This window comes from Cohnella cellulosilytica (assembly GCF_042431195.1).
In the GTDB taxonomy this organism is placed as follows: domain Bacteria; phylum Bacillota; class Bacilli; order Paenibacillales; family Paenibacillaceae; genus Cohnella; species Cohnella cellulosilytica.
In genome coordinates this window covers 260900-278690 of the sequence record NZ_JBHMDN010000055.1, presented here as the reverse complement: position 1 = coordinate 278690, position 17791 = coordinate 260900, and the positions used below count along the sequence as shown (strand labels likewise).

General features: G+C 60.1%; 14 protein-coding genes. 5 read left to right on the top strand and 9 right to left on the bottom strand.

Features of this window, described 5'->3' with window-relative positions; all coding sequences use genetic code 11:
• Positions 1–50 precede the first annotated feature (50 nt).
• The gene (gene yhbH, locus ACFFT4_RS29340; protein ID WP_378052681.1) at positions 51–1196 is read left to right on the top strand and encodes a sporulation protein YhbH; all 1146 of its coding nucleotides are present in this window, start codon (positions 51–53) and stop codon (positions 1194–1196) included.
• 258 nt (positions 1197–1454) lie between these two features.
• On the opposite strand, the gene ACFFT4_RS29335 is transcribed toward yhbH, so the two are convergent.
• The 4 genes from ACFFT4_RS29335 to ACFFT4_RS29320 form a co-directional block, all read right to left on the bottom strand.
• A complete protein-coding gene (locus ACFFT4_RS29335) occupies positions 1455–2147 on the bottom strand; it encodes a copper homeostasis protein CutC (protein WP_378052680.1) in 693 nt (230 codons plus the stop codon).
• 109 nt (positions 2148–2256) lie between these two features.
• A complete protein-coding gene (locus ACFFT4_RS29330) occupies positions 2257–3129 on the bottom strand; it encodes an MBL fold metallo-hydrolase (RefSeq protein ID WP_378052679.1) in 873 nt (290 codons plus the stop codon).
• Positions 3130–3429: 300 nt separating this feature from the next.
• A complete protein-coding gene (locus tag ACFFT4_RS29325) occupies positions 3430–4752 on the bottom strand; it encodes a (Fe-S)-binding protein (protein ID WP_378052830.1) in 1323 nt (440 codons plus the stop codon).
• A gap of 55 nt (positions 4753–4807) precedes the next feature.
• Entirely contained in the window at positions 4808–6223 is a 1416-nt protein-coding gene (locus ACFFT4_RS29320) for an FAD-binding oxidoreductase (RefSeq protein ID WP_378052678.1), read from the bottom strand.
• Positions 6224–6490: 267 nt separating this feature from the next.
• Between ACFFT4_RS29320 and ACFFT4_RS29315 the strand changes: the two genes are divergently transcribed.
• A complete protein-coding gene (locus tag ACFFT4_RS29315; RefSeq protein ID WP_378052677.1) occupies positions 6491–7219 on the top strand; it encodes a FadR/GntR family transcriptional regulator in 729 nt (242 codons plus the stop codon).
• A 58-nt stretch (positions 7220–7277) separates the two neighbouring features.
• Here ACFFT4_RS29315 and ACFFT4_RS29310 read toward each other — a convergent pair whose 3' ends face one another.
• The 3 genes from ACFFT4_RS29310 to ACFFT4_RS29300 are packed head-to-tail and all read right to left on the bottom strand — an operon-like array spanning position 7278 to position 10586.
• A complete protein-coding gene (locus ACFFT4_RS29310) occupies positions 7278–8171 on the bottom strand; it encodes a BadF/BadG/BcrA/BcrD ATPase family protein (protein ID WP_378052829.1) in 894 nt (297 codons plus the stop codon).
• Between the two features lie 24 nt (positions 8172–8195).
• Positions 8196–9332, bottom strand: a complete 1137-nt coding sequence (locus ACFFT4_RS29305; RefSeq protein ID WP_378052676.1) for an exo-beta-N-acetylmuramidase NamZ family protein — start codon at positions 9330–9332, stop codon at positions 8196–8198.
• A gap of 12 nt (positions 9333–9344) precedes the next feature.
• The gene (locus ACFFT4_RS29300) at positions 9345–10586 is read right to left on the bottom strand and encodes an anhydro-N-acetylmuramic acid kinase (RefSeq protein WP_378052675.1); all 1242 of its coding nucleotides are present in this window, start codon (positions 10584–10586) and stop codon (positions 9345–9347) included.
• 278 nt (positions 10587–10864) lie between these two features.
• Between ACFFT4_RS29300 and ACFFT4_RS29295 the strand changes: the two genes are divergently transcribed.
• The 3 genes from ACFFT4_RS29295 (at position 10865) to ACFFT4_RS29285 (ending at position 16212) form a co-directional block, all read left to right on the top strand.
• Positions 10865–11368, top strand: coding sequence for a hypothetical protein (locus ACFFT4_RS29295; RefSeq protein WP_378052674.1), 504 nt, complete (start codon positions 10865–10867; stop codon positions 11366–11368).
• A gap of 172 nt (positions 11369–11540) precedes the next feature.
• The gene (locus ACFFT4_RS29290; protein WP_378052673.1) at positions 11541–12566 is read left to right on the top strand and encodes a C40 family peptidase; all 1026 of its coding nucleotides are present in this window, start codon (positions 11541–11543) and stop codon (positions 12564–12566) included.
• 301 nt (positions 12567–12867) lie between these two features.
• Entirely contained in the window at positions 12868–16212 is a 3345-nt protein-coding gene (locus tag ACFFT4_RS29285) for a collagen binding domain-containing protein (protein ID WP_378052672.1), read from the top strand.
• Between the two features lie 119 nt (positions 16213–16331).
• Here ACFFT4_RS29285 and ACFFT4_RS29280 read toward each other — a convergent pair whose 3' ends face one another.
• A complete protein-coding gene (locus ACFFT4_RS29280) occupies positions 16332–17102 on the bottom strand; it encodes an anti-sigma factor (RefSeq protein ID WP_378052671.1) in 771 nt (256 codons plus the stop codon).
• Positions 17086–17610, bottom strand: coding sequence for an RNA polymerase sigma factor (locus ACFFT4_RS29275; protein WP_378052670.1), 525 nt, complete (start codon positions 17608–17610; stop codon positions 17086–17088). The genes ACFFT4_RS29280 and ACFFT4_RS29275 overlap by 17 nt, the downstream gene beginning before the upstream one ends.
• Positions 17611–17791: the final 181 nt, after the last annotated feature.

Sequence of the window (17791 nt, the reverse complement as noted above, 5' to 3'; positions counted from 1 at the left end):
ATATTGAGTAATACGTTCCTTTCCAAATTTGAAGCGATAGGGGGTTGCCCATGAATCATCCCTCGTTTATTTTATCCCGGGAAGACTGGTCGCTGCACCGCAAAGGCTATCAGGATCAGGCGCGCCACCAGCAGAAGGTCCGGGAGGCGATCAAGCAGAACCTGCCCGATCTCGTCTCCGAAGAAAACATCGTCATGTCCGATGGGCGCCAAATTATTAAAATTCCGATCCGCAGCCTGGATGAATACCGCTTCGTCTTCAACACGAACAAGAAGAAGCATGTCGGACAAGGAAACGGAGACAGTCAGGTCGGAGACGTGCTGGGCGTCGATCCGACGCCGGCCGGAGGCAAAGGGGAGGGCGCGGGCTCCGAGCCGGGCGACGATGTCGTCGAAGCGGAGATTTCCATCGCCGAGCTGGAGTCGATGCTGTTCGAGGAGCTGGAGCTTCCTTATTTGAAGAAAAAAGACAAACAGCAGATCGAGGTCAAGGACGTGCGGTTTACCGACGTCAGGCGCAAAGGCATCATGTCCAACATCGACAAGAAGCGGACGATTCTCGAAAACCTGCGCCGCAACTCGCGGGAAGGCCGCGCCGAGATCGGGGGGATCTCTCCCGACGATCTGCGGTTCAAGACGTGGGAGGAAATCGTCAAGCCGCAAAACAACGCGGTCATTCTGGCGATGATGGACACCTCGGGCTCGATGGGCTCGTTCGAGAAATATTGCGCCAGATCGTTCTTCTTCTGGATGAGCAGGTTTTTAAGGCGGCAATATGAAAAAGTGGACATCGTCTTCATCGCCCATCATACGGAGGCCAAGGAAGTCACCGAAGAGGAGTTCTTTACGCGCGGCGAGAGCGGGGGCACGATCTGCTCGTCGGCCTACGTCAAGGCGCTGGAGATTATCGACAGCCGCTATCCTCCGTCGCTGTACAACATTTATCCGTTCCATTTCTCGGACGGGGATAATCTGACGAGCGACAACGAGCGGTGCGTGCGGCTGATCAAGGAACTGCTGGAGCGGTCGAACATTTTCGGGTACGGGGAAGTGAACCAGTACAACCGGAGCAGCACGCTGATGTCGGCTTACAAGCATCTGGAGCACCAGCAATTCCTCTACTACGTCATCAAGGAAAAAGGCGAAATCTACAACGCTCTGAAGACATTTTTCCGGAAACGGGAAGCGGTGGGGTGAGCGCAGCCTGAAAAAGGGCCTGTCCCATAAGCCATAGAGGGGCAACCCTAAATGATCCATGTATTAACATGGCGATCTATCTCCTTCCGCTGCTGATATGGACATGAAATCGGGATGCCGGCCGACGGCTTAATCAACATCTTGATCGCTCTCCGCGTAGCCATATATTGACTTTACTTCTCCCGCTTCATCCCTCCGTATAAGTGACCCCCGCCATCCCTGTGAAGGAAGCGGGGGTCATACCATTAGGCAACGGGTTTATTCGTGCCTGCCCACAATGTCCGCCGCCGCCCGCATTTTGTCCGGATCGATCGGTTCGAGCGCCCGGCCGTTCCTCCTTACGCCGGTACCCATATGCACTTCCCTGACCTTTGTCTGTCGGATAAACTCGTCCAGCGACTCTACGCCAAGTCCGCTGCCGGCAAGAATATCCAAGGAACGTCCCTCGCTGAGCTTCGCCAGCTCCGCAATCTCCTCCTTGGCGTCCAGCGCGCTGGACTTGCCGCCGGAGGTCAAAATTTTGCGAATCGCCGGATAACGACTAAGCAGCTCCAACGCGGCGCGACGGTCTTCCAGCTCGTCGAAAGCGCGGTGAAAGGTGACCGCCAGCGCTCCCGTGTCGTCCAACAGCCTCTCCAAGGCGGACGTATCGATTTTGCCCTCCGCGCTCAGCATGCCCATGACGATGCCCGCCGCCCCGCTCTCGCGTATGATTCCGGCGTCGCGCGCCATAACCGCCAAGTCGTCCTCGTCGTAGCAAAACCCGTTCGCATGAGGCCGCAGCATGACGTTTACGGGAATGTCGACCGCCTTCACGACTTGCTCGATCAAGCCGATGCTGGGAGTCACGCCTCCTTCGACGATGCCCGAAATCAGCTCAATCCGATTGGCGCCGTATTCCTGAGCCAGCTTGGCGTCCAGTACGCTGGTTGCAATCACTTCCAAAATCACGCGGAGGCCTCCCTATCATTTCAAATCAAGTTAGTTTGGTCGGCACATTTTAAGCACGCACCACGGTTCCGTCGGCGATAATCGCGGCAGTCCGGCCGCTTTGGGCCATTCACAGCGCGGCGTCGGACACGAACACGAATCTTTCTCCTCTCGCCATCACATGCGTGCGCAGGCGCGGAAAATTGTCGTAGACGTAATCCACGAAATAACCCGGCCGTTCGGTATTTCCGGCAAACAGGTCGTAATGCATCGGTATGGTCAGTCCGAAGCCCGCCCGATGGGCCAGCTCGGCCGCTTCGCGATAATCCATGTTGCCTATAATACCTCTTCCCGTCCGGAAAGCGTCGCGTCCGTTAATGGGCAGCAGCGCCAGATCGATCCGTTCGGCGGCCACCCTTTCTGTCAATCCGTCGTAAATCACCGTATCGCCCGCATGGTACCAAGTCACTCCGTTGAGACGGACGACGTAGCCCGCATATTTGAAAAAGCCTTCGCCGTCTTTGTCCAACTGCTCGTGCGCCGCCGGAATCGGCTTGACGAAGAAACCGTCGTCCTCGAAGATGATCTTGTCCGTTTCCGCGCGGTACAGCCGCGCTTCGGATACGCCGCATTGCCGCATCTCCTCCAGACAGCAGTTGGGGGCAGCGAACCGTGTCCGCGAATTGGCGGCGGCCATGGCCCGAATCGTGTCCGGGTCCAGATGATCGTCGTGCTCGTGCGTAATCAGGCAGTAATCCGCGTTCGTAATCTGCTCCGGCCGCATCGGCGACGGAAACAGCCGCTTTAAGCCGTATCGGCGTTCCACCTCATCGTCGGCCAGCGCGAACGGGTCCACGTAGACGACCGTCGCTCCGCCCTTGACGATAAAGCTCGCCTGTCCGAGACTCCATACAGCCAGCATGCCGTAAGGAACCTTCGTGTCTTCGATTTCCTCGATCAGCTGTTTGTCCTCGTGAACGGTCTTTCGAATCGCGTTGCTCATCGTTGGTTCACCTCGTCGTTTGTCTCTTCCCGCTCCTCGTTCGGCACGGCAACTGATTGCAGTATGGCACGTCCGCAAAATCCTTGCAATCGTATTTTGCGATCTCGCCGACAGCTGCGGCGCCGCACCGCGTCCGAAGACGGAAGAGGCGAAAGAACGACGAACGGGGACTGTCCCATAAGCATAGCTAATTAAGATAATCGATAGACAAAGTAGGGGATGTTTCTCCTGGAGACTGCTCATGCGCTCTTGAAATCACGTTGTAACGAATTTACCCTTCCCCTTTCAGGCGCATGCCGCCTAACGGCCGTCCTTTTCTCCGATTCTCTCGTACAAATAGTCCACGATGTGCATCGCTTCCATCCGATCCTTCGCGCCGTGCTTCTCGATGCCGTGCTTCATCTGCAGCAGGCAGCCCGGATTGCTCGTCAGCAGATAGCGGGCGTTCGTCGCGTTGGCGTGCTCCATCTTGTGCTCGAGAATTTGCCCCGCCATTTCGGGCTGGGTAACGTTGTAGATGCCCGCCGAGCCGCAGCAGCGGTCCGAATCCTTCATCTCGCAGAAATGGGCGCCCGTCACTTGGTTCATCAGCTCTCTCGGCGCGGTCGAGCTCTTCATGACGTTGCGCAGATGACAAGAGTCCTGGTAGGTGATCGTCACCGGAGCGGCGGCTGCGGCGGCATCCGCTTCGACGAATTCGGGAATGCGGCCCTTCTCGACAAGCAGCTTGCTGACGTCGATGACACGCGGAGCGAACCATTCGCCAAGCTCGCGGTATTCCGGATCTCCGCTTAGCAGATGATCGTATTCGACGAGCAGAGCTCCGCAGCCGCCGGCATTGGAGACGATGTACTCGACACCCGCCTCGCGAAACGCCTTGACGTTAACGCGGGCCAAATCCCGCGCCTGATCCATCTCCCCGCTATGGGCGTGCAGCGCGCCGCAGCACACCTGAGCCTCGGGGATGACGACCTCGAAGCCCGCTTCGGACAGCAGCTTCACCGTGTTGACGTTCGTGTCCGCGAACATGACGTCCATGATGCAGCCGCGGAACAGCGCGACGCGGGCGATCTTCTCGCCCTTGGCCGGGTACACCGTGCCGAGCCGCTCGACGACGCCTTTGCCGGTGGCGTCCGGCAAAATTTGCTCCATCTCGCGCAGATGCTTCGGAAACAGCTTCATGATGCCTGTGCCTCTGGCGATCGTGCGCAGACCGGACTTCTGATAGAGCGCAAGCGATCGTCCGACCCACTTGAGCCGGCTGCGATGCGGGAATACGCCCTTGAACATCAGTTTGCGAATGCCTTTGATTGGCACGCTATGTCCAGCGTGGTCCTCGATCGCGTCGCGGGCCTGCTCGATCAGTTGGCCGTATTTCACGTCTGCGGGGCACGCCGGCTCGCAGGCCCGGCAGCCGAGACAATGGTTCATCTGGTCCTGGAACGCCTGATCGGGGTCCATCAGTCCGTCGGCCACCGCCTTCATGAGCGCGATGCGGCCGCGCGGCGATTCCGGCTCCAGCCCGGTCTCCCGAAACGTCGGACAGGCGGGCAGGCAGAAGCCGCAGCGCATGCAGTTCGTCAGTTGGTCGTAATCCAGCTTGGCCAGCAGCGTCTTCGCCATCGGGTTGGCGTGCCGGATATCCGGCTTCTTCTGGGTTGTCGCAGGAGCGTTCTCGTTAGCCACGGTTGATGACCACCCTTTTTCTCGTTTCTTTGGCGAAAACTTTGCCCGGATTCAGCAGATTGTTCGGATCGAACGCCTGCTTGATCCCCTTCATCAGCCCGATTCCGGCGCTGCCGACCTTCCATTCCAGAAACGGCGCCTTCACGAGGCCGACGCCGTGCTCGCCGGTAATCGTGCCGCCCAGCTCGATCGCCGCCTCGAAAATTTCCTCGAACGCCCGCTCCACCCGGTGCACCTCTTCCTGGTCCCTCGCGTCCGTCGTCGCCGTAGGGTGCAGGTTGCCGTCACCGGCATGGCCGAACGTGGCGATCGAGACGCCGTGCTTGCGGGCGATTTCGTTGATTCGCAGCACCATGTCGGCGATTCGCGAACGCGGAACGGTCGCGTCCTCCAGTATCGTCGTCGGGCGCAGCCGGGCGAGCGCGGTGAAGGCGCTGCGGCGCGCCGTCAGCAGCTTCTCCGCCTGCTCCCGGTTTTCCGCCACGTCGATCCGGTCGGCCAGCTCGGCCTCGCAAATTTCCCGGATCAGCCCGATGTCCCGCTCGACCGCCTCGGGATCGCCGTCCTGCTCGATCAGCAGAATCGCCTCCATATCCCTCGGCAGCCCCAGATTGGCGAAATCGTCGACGACGCGGATCGTCGGATTGTCCATAAACTCCAGCGTCGCGGGAATGATTTTCGCCTCGATGATCCGGGACACCGTCCGCGCCGCGCCGTACAGATCCTTGTACATCGCCAGCATCGTCTTCTTGCTCTTGGGCGGCGGCACGAGCTTCAGCGTCGCCTCCGTCACAATCGCCAGCGTGCCTTCCGAGCCGACAAGCAGCTTCGTCAAGTCGTAGCCGGCGACGTCCTTCATCAGCTTGCCTCCGGTGCGGATGATCTCGCCATTGGCCAGCACCGCTTCCAGCCCGATGACGTAATCCTTGGTCGTCCCGTATTTCAGCCCGCGCAGCCCACCCGAGCACTCGGCGATATTGCCGCCGATCGTCGAAATTTTCATGCTGCTCGGATCGGGCGGATAGAACAGGCCGAGCGATTCGATGCGCGCGGTAAATTCCGCGGTAATGATGCCCGTCTGCACCGTTGCCGTCAAATTTTCCAGGTCAACCTCCACGATTTCGTTCATCCGGTGCATCACCATAACGATCCCCCCTTGAACGGGGACGGTGCCCCCGCACAGGTTGGAGCCGGAGCCCCGGGCAACGATGGGAACGCGAAACTCGGCCAGCACCTTCATAATCTCGGAAACCTGCTGCGTGCTCCCGGGATAAATTACGCCGTCGGGCAAGCTCTGCAGCATCGGCGTTCCGTCATAGGAATGAGCGACGAGCGACTGCCGGTCGTCCTTGAAATGGTCGTCCCCCACGATCTGCCTCAGACGTCGGGCAATGGCGGCATCCAACATTCGGGAATCCCCCTCGAATCGATAAAATTAGTCAGGTCATCTGATGACTTTGTGTTCATTATATTTCAATTTTGTAGTATTGTATAGACAATACGTTGCGTTGACGGCTTTAATGCCGCAAATTGGTGGACGGATGGGCGGGGTGGACGGGTTAAGCGGAGACGCGAAGCTCGGAGGCACAAAATGTGCCTTGGGGCAAAACAGCCGGGCGGTAGTGCGAAGAAACGGAACTGTAGCTCACATAGAGACGGATCGGGAGGCTCGCATATGCGGCAGATGAAAATAGAAACGCCCAAGGGGCATGAACTCGTTGCGGAAAATATTTTACGAAGAATTCGCGAGGGAGAGTGGCTGCCGGGACAGCGCCTCCCCTCGGTCGTCGAGCTGGCGGAGGCTTACGGCGTCGGACGGTCCACGATACGGGAAGCGGCCAGCGCGCTTAAGGCGATGGGCTGGCTGGACGTGCGGCACGGAGGCGGTACGTTCGTTAAAGAGGAGCTGCCGCACGAAGCGAAAAACGGCGCGGAACGGCTGTTCCAAGGAGCCGACTCGCTGATCGAGCTGCTGGAGGTGCGCCGGACGCTGGAGATCGGGGCCGCGTCGCTGGCCGCGGAGCGGCGAAAGCCCGAGGACGTGGCCAAGCTTCGCAAGCTGATCGAGACGATGGAAAGCTGCCTCGAACGCCACGACACATCCGAGGGCGAGCGCGCCGACGCGGAATTTCATATGGCGATCGCGGCGGCGTCCGGCAACTCTTTGTTCGTGCAGCTGATGGAATCGCTGTCCGACCGCTTCGCCGGCACGATCCGCCAGACGCGCGAGCTGTGGTTTTACCGGGAGAAGGCGACCGCCTCGCGCCTGCTGGACGAGCATCGCACGATCTTCGAAGCGATCGAACAAGGCGACAGGCAGCGCGCGACCGAGCTCGTCTCCGAGCATCTGAGCAAAGTCGAGCAGGTTCTCCGGGAAGCGCTGGCCCCATCCGGCGATCGTTAACAACCAAACCCCTTCGCCCGATGCGACGACTGCCGCGGGAACGAAGGGGTTTGGCGCATTATTCGAGCGCCGTCAGCACGGCTCCCCAGGCAGCATCCCGCTTGGCCGGGTACGCCTGCATCCCGGGATAATCCCGCTGCAGCAGCCCTGTCAGCTCCGTTCGCACTTCGGCGCTGCACAGCAGCACGCCGCCGGCCAAAGCCAGATTGCCGCGGCGCAGCTCCAGCTTCTCCGCCACGGGAGCGACCAGCTCGCGCAAGGCTTCGGCGCTCTTGCGGACGATCGCCAGAGCCGCCGCGTCTCCCAGCGCGCATGCTTCCGACAGCAGCGGGGCAAGAGCGGCGATGTCCTTCTTGTTCGTCGTCTTGTCGTGCGCGAATCCGATCGCCTGGCGAACCGAAGCGATGCCCAGCCGCCCGTAGACCAGAGCCGTAATCGCCGTCGGCGGCAGGCGGCCGTCGTTGGCCCGGACAACGGCGGACAGCAGCTCGCGTCCGATGCTGTAGCCGCTTCCTTCGTCGTCGATCAGGTGGCCGCAGCCGCCGGCGCGATGCTCCGCTCCCGCTTCGTTCCGGCCGAAGCAGATCGAGCCGGTGCCCGCGATCAGGATCATGCCGTGCGGGCTCTCGTGCGCGCCGCGCAGCGCGGTCTCATGGTCTCCGACGATGATCAGCTCGCCCTCGTAGCCGCACGAACGGGCGAGCTCCGTCATCCGCGCGACAACCGTCGGATGGCTGACGCCGGCCGCGCCGATGCAGATTCGCGCGCAGTTCGCCAGCCCGCCGCATGCGCGTCCGATCTCGGCGAACATTTCCGCGAAGCTGCCGCGGACGCTCGCCTCGTCCTGACCGTTGAAGTTGATCGGGCCGGAGACGAAGCGATGAACGGCTTCGCCCCGTTCATTCGCGATCGTCAGCGCCGTTTTCGTCCCGCCGCCGTCCATTCCCGCCACGTATCTCAATCACAGCCACTCCTCTTAATAAAGATGATACGCCTGCTTGCGCTTCGAGAACGCGCGGCTCTCCTCGCGGAACCGCTCCAGCAGCGCTTCCTCGTCCATCTCTTCCCGATACGAGCGATCGCCGCCGAGAAGATCGATGAACGGCCTGCCGTTCTCCCGCACGGGAGGCAAAAACTCAAATTGCCCGTACCGGCGTCTCAGCTCGTACATCAAGCGAACCCCGGTCTCCAGCGGCCGCAGCGCCCGGAAGTCCGTTACGTGAAGCTGCACGCCCGCGCACAGCTCTCCGGTATGCTTGGAGAACGTCGGCTTGAAATAGACCGGACGGAAGCGAACGCCCGGCAGCGCCTTGCGGTTCATCTCCTCGGCCAGCTCCTCCGCGCGAACGAACGGCGCGCCGACGATCTCGAACGGAGAGGTTGTGCCACGGCCTTCCGACAGGTTCGTTCCCTCGAACAGGCACGTGCCGGAATAGAGCAGCGCCGTCTCGAAACGAGGCACGCCAAGCGAAGGCGGAACCCAGACGCGGCCGGTGTCCGGGAACAGCATCTCCCTCTCCCAGCCCTCGCAGCGCACGACGCTCAGCCGCGCGTTCAAGCCCGTCTCGGCGCTAACCATCGCCGCCACCTCTCCGGCCGTCAAACCGTAGCGCACGCACAGCGAATAGTTGCCGACGAACGAGCGATATTCGGGCCGCAGCGCGTTGCCCTCCACCGTCACGCCGTCCAGCGGATTGATCCGGTCCAGCACGACAAACGGTTTGTTCGCTTTGGCGCAGTCCTCCATCGCGTAGAGCATCGTATAGATAAACGTATAATAGCGCACGCCGACGTCCTGAATATCGTACACGACCGCGTCCACCTTATCCAGCATCTCCGGAGTCAGCCGCTTGGAATCGCCGCGGTACAAGCTGTAGACCGGAACGCCGGTAAGCGGGTCTTCATAATCGTCTACCAACGCGCCCGCGTGGCGGTCGCCGCGCACGCCGTGCTCGGGCGAGAACAGCGCGGCCAGCTCGAACTTCTCGTGCAGCACGCGGATCGTGGATTCCAGCCCGGCGGTCAGGCCGGTCGGCGACGTAATCAGCCCCAGCCTCTTGCCCGCCAGCAAATGAGCGTAATCGTCGATGCAATCGATTCCATTGCGTATCATTTTCGTCCACCTCTAGTAAGAGATTTTGCCAAGCACCGCGGCTCTCTTCGCTCCCGTCACTCCCGGCAAGCTGTTCGGCCTGCCGGCCAAGGCGTAGTCCGCGAGCAGGGCGAAGGCGACCGCCTCCTTGGCGTCGCTGCTCAGGCCGATGTCCTCCTGGGTCAGCACCTCGACGCCCATCGGCTCCAGCTCTTCCTTCAGCATGCCGATCAGCGTCCGATTGTAGCTTCCGCCCCCGCCGACGATCATCGCGTCCGCCGTATGCTTCGGCCGGATGAAACGCCGATAAGCATCCCCGATCGACCAGGCCGTCAGCCGCGTCACCGTGGCGGCAAGATCGCCCGCCGATATGCCGCGTTCCTCCCGCCAGGCAAGCAGCTTGTCGACGTACGCCGCGCCGAACAGCTCGCGTCCGGTCGATTTCGGCAGCGGCAGCCCGTAATACGGCTCCCCTCGCAGCCGCTCGAGCAGCTCCGCGTCGACGCGTCCTTCCCGGGCGATCGCGCCGCCGACGTCCATCGACATGCCCGGAAACAGCCGCGCGACGACGCCGTCGATCAGCATATTGCCCGGCCCGGTGTCGAAGGCGTACACCTCTTCGGGCGTACAAGCCGCCGGCAGCACTGTTACGTTCCCGATGCCGCCGATATTTTGCAGCAGCAGCGTCCGCCGCGGCTCCCGATACAGCAAATATTCCGTAAAAGGAACCAGCGGCGCGCCCTGTCCGCCCCAGGCCATATCCGCGACGCGGAAGTCCGATACGCAAGGAATTCCCGTTCGGGCGGCGATGACCGCTCCCTCTCCGATCTGCACCGTATAGCGCAAATCGCAGCCATGGCTCGTGAACGGTTGAGGCGCATGGTAAATCGTCTGGCCGTGCGAGCCGACGACCTCAACCTCCTCCGGCGCCAAGCCGGCCTGCCGGATTGCCGACAACGCCGCCTCCGCGTAGAGCTCGCCCAGCAGCACGTTTAAGCGCCCGACCCGGTCGACCGTCGCGGCAGACGGCTCGAACAGCGCGAAAATTTCTTCCCTCACGTCCGCCGGATACGGGGTGTTCCCGAAGCTCAGCAGCCGAATCCGCGGCCGTTCCCCGGCCTCCCCTTCCCGAATTTCGATCGCCGCCGCATCGATGCCGTCCACCGACGTGCCCGACATTAATCCTACCGCGTAACGGACATCCTCCGCGCCTTCGCGCGCTCCGTCCTCTTGGCAGCGCCTGCCGTATACGTTCCCCTTTTCGTTCATCCTCATCGCCAGCCCCCTGCGCTCATTCGGTGTGCTGCCCCAAGCCTAAACTCGCGGCAAAGCCCTGCTCTTTTTCCCGTTCACGGGGTCTCTCTTTGTTGCCATTCGGATTCAATTTATCTAGAAATAAAATTTCAATATATTTAATTATATATGATTATTTAAATTCAAATCCACTTTTTCCTTCAATCGATCTCAACCGACTCCGTTCGAGCAAAATAATCCGATTCGCCCCCGAAGATCCAACACCGTTTTTTCCCCGTACCCGGTATGATGAAAACCGTATGAAAATTCACTTGCAGAAGGAGCAAGAAGCCGTAAACATGATGAGAAACACCCACCCGAATCATGCCGTCTTAACCGTCGCGTTCGCCCTGCGGATCAGAGCCGCCAGCAAAACAAAAGCCTTCGAGCTCGCCATGTGCCAGCTGGGCGAAAGAAACTTGTGCCTGGACCGCATCCGGTTGGCCGACGCGCAAGGCGAGGAGCGCCGGTTCTCGGTGGAACGGATCGAGTCGATCCGCTGGACCGCCGCCGAATCGACCGAATTCAGCCATCTGTTCCAGGTACACGGGCAAATCCGCCTGGAGATCGCCCATGAGCAGGAGACTCTAATCCGCGCGCCGCTGCCGCTGTCCGGCGAATATCGTCTTCCCGGTTCCAGCGTATCCGAAATGACGGTCTGGGTCATCCCCACAACCGGCGAGCCGGTATTCGCGCAGGTGCTCGCGCAATCTCTGGAGCGCCGCCTGCCCTGCAGCGCCTTTTCTCTGACGAGCGCCGTATGATGCGCAGCGGCGACGAGCGGCGGGATGCGCCTTCCCGATCCCGCTGTCCTAAACGGAGCCGACGCTAGGCAAGGGCGTTCAAGACGACCGTCTCCATCATTTTCCACACAACCAGCCGCCTTCTCCCGCGTCCAACTGTTAGAGGTTGCGACGAAAGGAGAAGGACGGCAATATGAGAACCAGAATCGCGGCGGCAGCCGCCCTGCTGGGCCTGCTGCTCGGACAAGCGCTGCCCGCGCATGCGGCCCCGGGAGGCGCGCCGGATATATACATAGACGGAAAAAAACTGGCGCTGGCCGCCGACCCGATCGTTGTCGGAGGTTCGACGCTCGTGCCGATGCGCGCGATCTTCGAGGCGCAGCGCGCCAAGGTGAGCTGGTCGAACGCCGCGCAGACGGTGAGTGCCGAGAAGGACGGCTTTCGCTTCCGTTACCGGATCGGGGATACCACGGCGGAGGTGAACGGAGAGACGCTTCCGCTGCCCCGGCCCGGAATCGTCGTGAACGGGACGGCGATGCTGCCGCTCCGCTTCGTCGGCGAGGCGCTCGGCAGCGTCGTGCAGTGGCATGCCTACGCCAACGACATCGCGATCTCCACCGTCCGGGAGTACGGCAATACCGTCGCCTACGGCGTCAATTTGCGGGCCGCGCCGGACAGCGGCCCCGACACTCCGATCCGCGGCATGTTGGCCAAGGGGGAGAAAATCCAGGTACTTCGCGAGATCGACGCGAAATGGCTGGAAGTGCGCACGCAGGACGATCGGATCGGCTTCGTCTCGGCCAAACCGCTGTATACCGACTACGAGAGCCCGACGCTCGCCAAGCTTCAGGGCGAGGAGCTGATTGCCTTCGGCCGGCAGTATCTGGGCACGCCTTACGAATTCGGCGCGGCGCTGGGACAGACCGACACGTTCGACTGCTCCTCCTTCGTGCATCGCGTCTTCGAGGAGGTGCTGTCCATCGATCTGCCCCGCGTCTCGTACAACCAGGCGAAGGAAGGCCGCGAGGTCGGCCTGAACGAGCTGCGCGTCGGCGATCTGCTGTTTTTCGGAGCGCGGGGGCTGGACATCGGCCACGTCGGCATCTACGCGGGTGACAACCGGATTTTGCACACCTTTTCCAAAGACAAAGGCGTCCACTTCGACGAGTTCGACGAAAACTGGAAAAAAAGATTCGTCTCGGCGCGCAGGCTGTTTTAGCTCCGTGAGCAGATGATTTCGGCTTTACCCTACAACAGGAACGGCATCCACTTGAGCCTAATATGCTCAAAATTTGGATGCTGTTCATTTTTTATTCAGATCGATTCATTATAATGGCTCAAGCAGCGGAGCTTGGGGCACAACGACCAGCACACCAGTGACCGGGATTACAATCGTTCGAGTGCGAAGAAGGGAGGGCGGGCGCATTCCGTATGTACCGGCAGCGGTCGCCGCCATGGCGACGACGCCCGTGCAAGAACCGCTGGAAGAGAAAGAGAGAGAAAAGGAGCACGGTACCGAAATGAAAAAGCGAATATACGCATTGGGAATTTTATTTCTGTTGATCTTTAACGTGTTTGCCGGCGGCTCGGCTTTATACGCCGCGGAGGGAGAAGAGACCGTCGCCGCGCCCGCGACGGCCATCGAGGACAACATACTGACCAAGGTGACCCTGAAGGATGCGCACGGCTCGGTCATCGATGCGGTGTACAATCCGGATTACCGGTTCGAGATCGGCTCCGCGGTTCATCTGGAATTCGAATGGGAGCTGCCGAACGGCCACGGGTACAAGGCGGGAGATACGTTCGCGTTCGACCTGCCTTCGGAATTCGCCATCTATACGGAGATTGACGGGCCGCTGGCCAACGGCGACGAGACGGTCGGCTCCTTCACGGTCGACCGCGGCGGGCGGGTCGTCATGACCTTTAACGATTACGTGGAGAACCACTCCAACGTTAAAGGCGGATTAAAGATCGTGACCGAGTTCAGCGTGGAAATCGTCAAAGGCAGCGAGGAAGTCGTCATCCCCATACCGGTGCGGGACGGCCTGCAGACCGTCGTAGTCGTCTTAAAGCCGAACGTCGATGCGACGATCGACAAGACGGGCCGCGCGGCGGCCGACAACAGCCGGATCGATTGGACGATCGATATCAACAAGAAGCTGGAGGAAATCGAACAGGCGACCGTATCCGACCCGATGCCGGAAGGGCTGAAGCTGATCGCCGATTCGGTCAACGTGTACCGGCTGCAGGTGAATGCGGACGGCTCGACGGTTAAGGGCGCGCCAGTGGGCCCGGAAGATTACGCGCTGGAAGCGTTCGATGACCGCTTCGAGCTGAAGTTCGCCCATCCGATCGATCGGGCGTACCGGATCGAATATTCCACGGACGTCGCAGGCGGCCAGAGCAAGTTCGTCAACACGGCCACGCTGTCGGGAACGGATATCGAGAACGCGCAAGCGACGGCCACAGTCACGATTGAACGCGGCAAACGGCTGGACAAAGCGGTCGGACGCTACGATTCGTCTTCGGGCATCATCGATTGGACAATCCGCTACAACTTCAGCGGCGATTCGATCCCTCAAGTCCTGGCCTGGCTGAAGGACGTGTTCGGCAGCGCGCAGAAGCTGGTGCCCGGTTCGTTCAAAGTGTTCCAGGGCGATACCGGAGATGCGGCCGATCCGGGCTTGTACGTGCTCGCGGAAACCGCCGACGGCTTCGAACTGCAGTTCCTGAGCGACGTGACTTCGTCGTATAGGATTGAGTACCAGACGCAGCCCTCTTCGCGTCCTACCGTCGGAGACACGATCAAAAACGTCGTGACGGACGGACTCGGCGGCAAAGCCGAAGCCAGCCAGCGGCATAAGCAGGGCGCGATCGTCAAATCTCACAAGTCGGCGAATTACAAAGAAAAAACGGCGAAATGGGAAATCAAAATCAATACCGATACGAAGCCGGACGGCAGCCATTACGTGATGAAAAACGTCGAGATCGCGGACTCGTTCACGAACGGCGGTCTCGAGCTGATCCCGGACAGCCTGAAGATTACAGATTCGCTGGGCCAAGAGCTGGCGGCCGGGACGGATTACACGCTTGTATATACGGATCTGAAAGCAGGCTTCGTTATCGTATTCGCTCACGACGTCGCGGACGCGTATACGATCGGCTACGAGACGAAGTTCGATGTACAGTGGTTAAAAGATGCGAGCAAACGAATCAACAACAAAGCCGTCGTCACCTGGACGGACGAGAACGGCAGCGAGCAGGAAGCGACCGCGGAAGTCGATTTCGACCTGAACCGCAACACGAAAAACAACGGCGGCAAATCCGGCACCTATAACGCGCAGACCAAGGAAATCACATGGACCGTACTGATCAACTACAATCGCGACAAGCTTGCCGGGGCGAGCGTCTCCGACAAGCTGCTGCAGGGGCAGAAGCTGGCGCCCGGCACCGTGAAGCTGTACCCGGTGACGGTGAAGCCCGACGGAGGCGTGCAGCAAGGGACGGACGAAGTGCCCGCGGACGAATATGCGGTCGAGCTGCCGACCGCGGACAACGACAACGTCCTGACCGTTCTGTTTAACGGAGAAATATCCTCCGCATACTGGCTGACGTTCAAGACGACGCTGGAAGGCTCGCTGATCGAACGCGAAATTTACAACTATGCGGACCTGCTGATCGGCGGCGTCAAGAAGACGACGTGGGACGCCAAAATAACCGTGCCGAACGGCGGGCAATACGTCGGCAAATTCGGCGTCCAGAACGGCAAATCGATCGACTGGACGATTCGGATCAACGAGGGCCAGTCCTACTTGACCAACGTGAAGATCGTCGACAAGCCGACGCCGAACCAGGAGCTGGTGGCGGATTCCTTCCGTCTGTACGCGACCTCCGTCAAGTCCGACGGCTCGATCGCCGAAGCCGGGGAGCTGACGAAGGACGAGGATTTCACGCTGCAGATCCGGACGGACGCGGACGGCGCGCAATCGTTCGAGCTGGCGTTCCAGGCAGCGATCAGCAAGCCGTACATTTTGAAGTACAGCTCTTTGATTCAAGCGAACGATAAAGATAAAGTCGGCAATACCGTCTATCTGGAAGGCGACGGACTGACGACGGAGCTGCGGGAAAAAATGGAGGAAATCGTCGTGCGCACCTCCTCCGGCTCGGGCTCGGGAAGCGGCGAGACCGGGGCGCTGCAGGTCGTCAAGGTCGACTCGGCCGACCCGGCCAAAGCGCTGGCGGGAGCGGAGTTTACGCTGATCGACAAATCGGGCAATCGCGCTCCGCGCGCCGGAACGACCGACGAGAAGGGCGAGCTGCGCTTCGGCAATCTGCTGTTCGGCGACTATGTGTTGGAAGAGACGAAAGCGCCGGAAGGGTATACGATCGATCGGGCGCTGTACGATGTGACCATCGACAGCTCGACCGTTGACGGGACGAAAACGTTCGTCCTGACGATCGCGAACAATAAAACGTCGATCCCGGGCAATCCCGGGAATCCAGGCAATCCAGGCGAGCCTGTCGATCCGACCGCCCCTGCAGATCCTGAAACCCCGGTCGATCCCGGCGAACCGACGGAGGAAATCCCCGGACATCCGGCCGAACCCGGGGAGCCCGTAGAACCTGGGCAGTCGACGGAGCCCGAGGAGCCGGGCGAAGAGCTGGTGGAAATTCCGGGCGAAGAAATCCCGCTCGGCGGCGCGGACCCCGAGCCGGAGCCGGGATCGTCCCATCCCGGAGGTCCCGGGGTTCTGCCCAAGACCGGCGAATCGAGCCCGCTTCCGTATTACGCGTCGGGAGCCGCTCTTGTCGCGATGGGGCTGTGGTTCGGCTTTAACCGCAGCGTCCGCCGCAAATCGAGCTAAGGCCCATTTTTCAAAATCGCATATCCAACTAAAGAAACGGCAGTATCGGGTCGGATGACCCGTACCGCCGTTTCTTTATTTTCAACCCGACTGTCTGAAGTCTTTTACGCCTCCTCCGTTTATTCGTCCAGCACCTTAAACTCCTTCAGCATCTGGTGGAACCGGGCGCCGTGCCCTTCGGACGCTTCGAAAAAGTATTTTTCCGTAATCGCAAAGCTGCCCTGCTTCCCGTTGTCGACGGCATAGATGACGACGACCTCGCTGTCCCATTCCTTCCCGGCCAGCGCCCGGACCATGTAGCCTTGCACCGGCTCCGACACCTGTTCGACTTCGCGCACGTCCTCGTACTTGCCGGCCAGCTCCCCGTTCAACCGCTTGATCAGCTCCTCCGGCTTCTCGTCTTTCACTTGCTCGATCGTCATCGACACTTCGGGATAACGCTCGGGCAGCGGCTCCTTCGTCGTAATGACGTCCTTGCCGTCCTCCTGAACGAGCTTGTAGCGCTCCTGGTCATAATAGATGACGTATTTGCTCTCTTTGTTCTGATGCAGCTTCTGGTCCGTCTCTTCCTTCTGGCCCTCCACTTCGACCTCGACTTTCTTTTCCGGCGCAAACCATTCTCTGACATCCTTCATAAAAGCCGTGCCCGCCGGCATCGCCAAAAATACCCCGAATGCCATAACAGCGACGGCGACTGCCATCGTTATTTTCAGCGCTCTCATCGTTCGATCGCTCCTCTTCGTCCGTTTTCTCGCCGTCCGCGACCCCATTCTCGTCGGCGCCGCCGGCTCTTCGTCCAGCATCGTTTCGATCCGGCTCCACAGCTCCTCTTTCGTCCCCTCGGCGTAACGGCTTTTTTCCAGCAGCTTGTCTTTAAGATTCCGTTCCATAGCGTTCGCCTCCCAGCCCTTTCTTCATCTTTTCCCGTCCCTTGAGCAAGCGCGATTTCAGCGTATTCACGTTCACGTCCAGCATATCGGCGATTTCCTTCTCGCTGTAGTCGTGCAAATATTTCAAAATGAGCGGAATGCGGTACAGGTCGTCCAGCGTCTGCAGCACCTCGTATACGTCCACCGCGGCTTCGGGCAGCTTCTGCTCCACGGCGACTTTCTCAAGCTGCTCGCCGAACGGCACGACCTTCTTCTCCCGTTCCATCACCCGGTAGCATTCGCGGAGCAAAATACAATAGAACCATGGCTTAAACGGTTTGCTCCAGTCGTACTGCCAGACGTTCCGGTATACCCGGAGGAACGTTTCCTGCACCGCGTCCTTCGCCCACTCCCCGTTTTTCGTCACGAGCTTGGCGGTGCGCATCGCATAATCGAAATATTCGTCGTACAGCGACCGAAACGCGTTGCGGTCTCCCTGGAGAATGCGTTCGATCAACCGAATGTCCACTCGAATCCCCTCTTTCCTGCTGTTCTATAAGCGGTTGTTCAAAAAATCCGATTTTGATCACGAAGCATCCCAGGATGCATACTCGACATCGAATCTTGAATTCAGCCGTCTCTTCCGGTGCTCACGTAGCTTCCACTACGCTTTACTACGTTCCTCATCAACGGTCTTCATCCAACCTTCC

What these genes read in the sequence shown, in the direction of transcription:
- yhbH (WP_378052681.1), top strand. Translation starts at nt 51, where the DNA reads ATGAATCATCCCTCGTTTATTTTATCCCGGGAAGACTGGTCGCTGCAC.
- ACFFT4_RS29330 (WP_378052679.1), bottom strand. Translation starts at nt 3,129, where the DNA reads ATGAGCAACGCGATTCGAAAGACCGTTCACGAGGACAAACAGCTGATC.
- ACFFT4_RS29325 (WP_378052830.1), bottom strand. Translation starts at nt 4,752, where the DNA reads ATGGCGAAGACGCTGCTGGCCAAGCTGGATTACGACCAACTGACGAAC.
- ACFFT4_RS29320 (WP_378052678.1), bottom strand. Translation starts at nt 6,223, where the DNA reads ATGTTGGATGCCGCCATTGCCCGACGTCTGAGGCAGATCGTGGGGGAC.
- ACFFT4_RS29315 (WP_378052677.1), top strand. Translation starts at nt 6,491, where the DNA reads ATGCGGCAGATGAAAATAGAAACGCCCAAGGGGCATGAACTCGTTGCG.
- ACFFT4_RS29305 (WP_378052676.1), bottom strand. Translation starts at nt 9,332, where the DNA reads ATGATACGCAATGGAATCGATTGCATCGACGATTACGCTCATTTGCTG.
- ACFFT4_RS29300 (WP_378052675.1), bottom strand. Translation starts at nt 10,586, where the DNA reads ATGAGGATGAACGAAAAGGGGAACGTATACGGCAGGCGCTGCCAAGAG.
- ACFFT4_RS29295 (WP_378052674.1), top strand. Translation starts at nt 10,865, where the DNA reads ATGAAAATTCACTTGCAGAAGGAGCAAGAAGCCGTAAACATGATGAGA.
- ACFFT4_RS29290 (WP_378052673.1), top strand. Translation starts at nt 11,541, where the DNA reads ATGAGAACCAGAATCGCGGCGGCAGCCGCCCTGCTGGGCCTGCTGCTC.
- ACFFT4_RS29285 (WP_378052672.1), top strand. Translation starts at nt 12,868, where the DNA reads ATGAAAAAGCGAATATACGCATTGGGAATTTTATTTCTGTTGATCTTT.
- ACFFT4_RS29280 (WP_378052671.1), bottom strand. Translation starts at nt 17,102, where the DNA reads ATGGAACGGAATCTTAAAGACAAGCTGCTGGAAAAAAGCCGTTACGCC.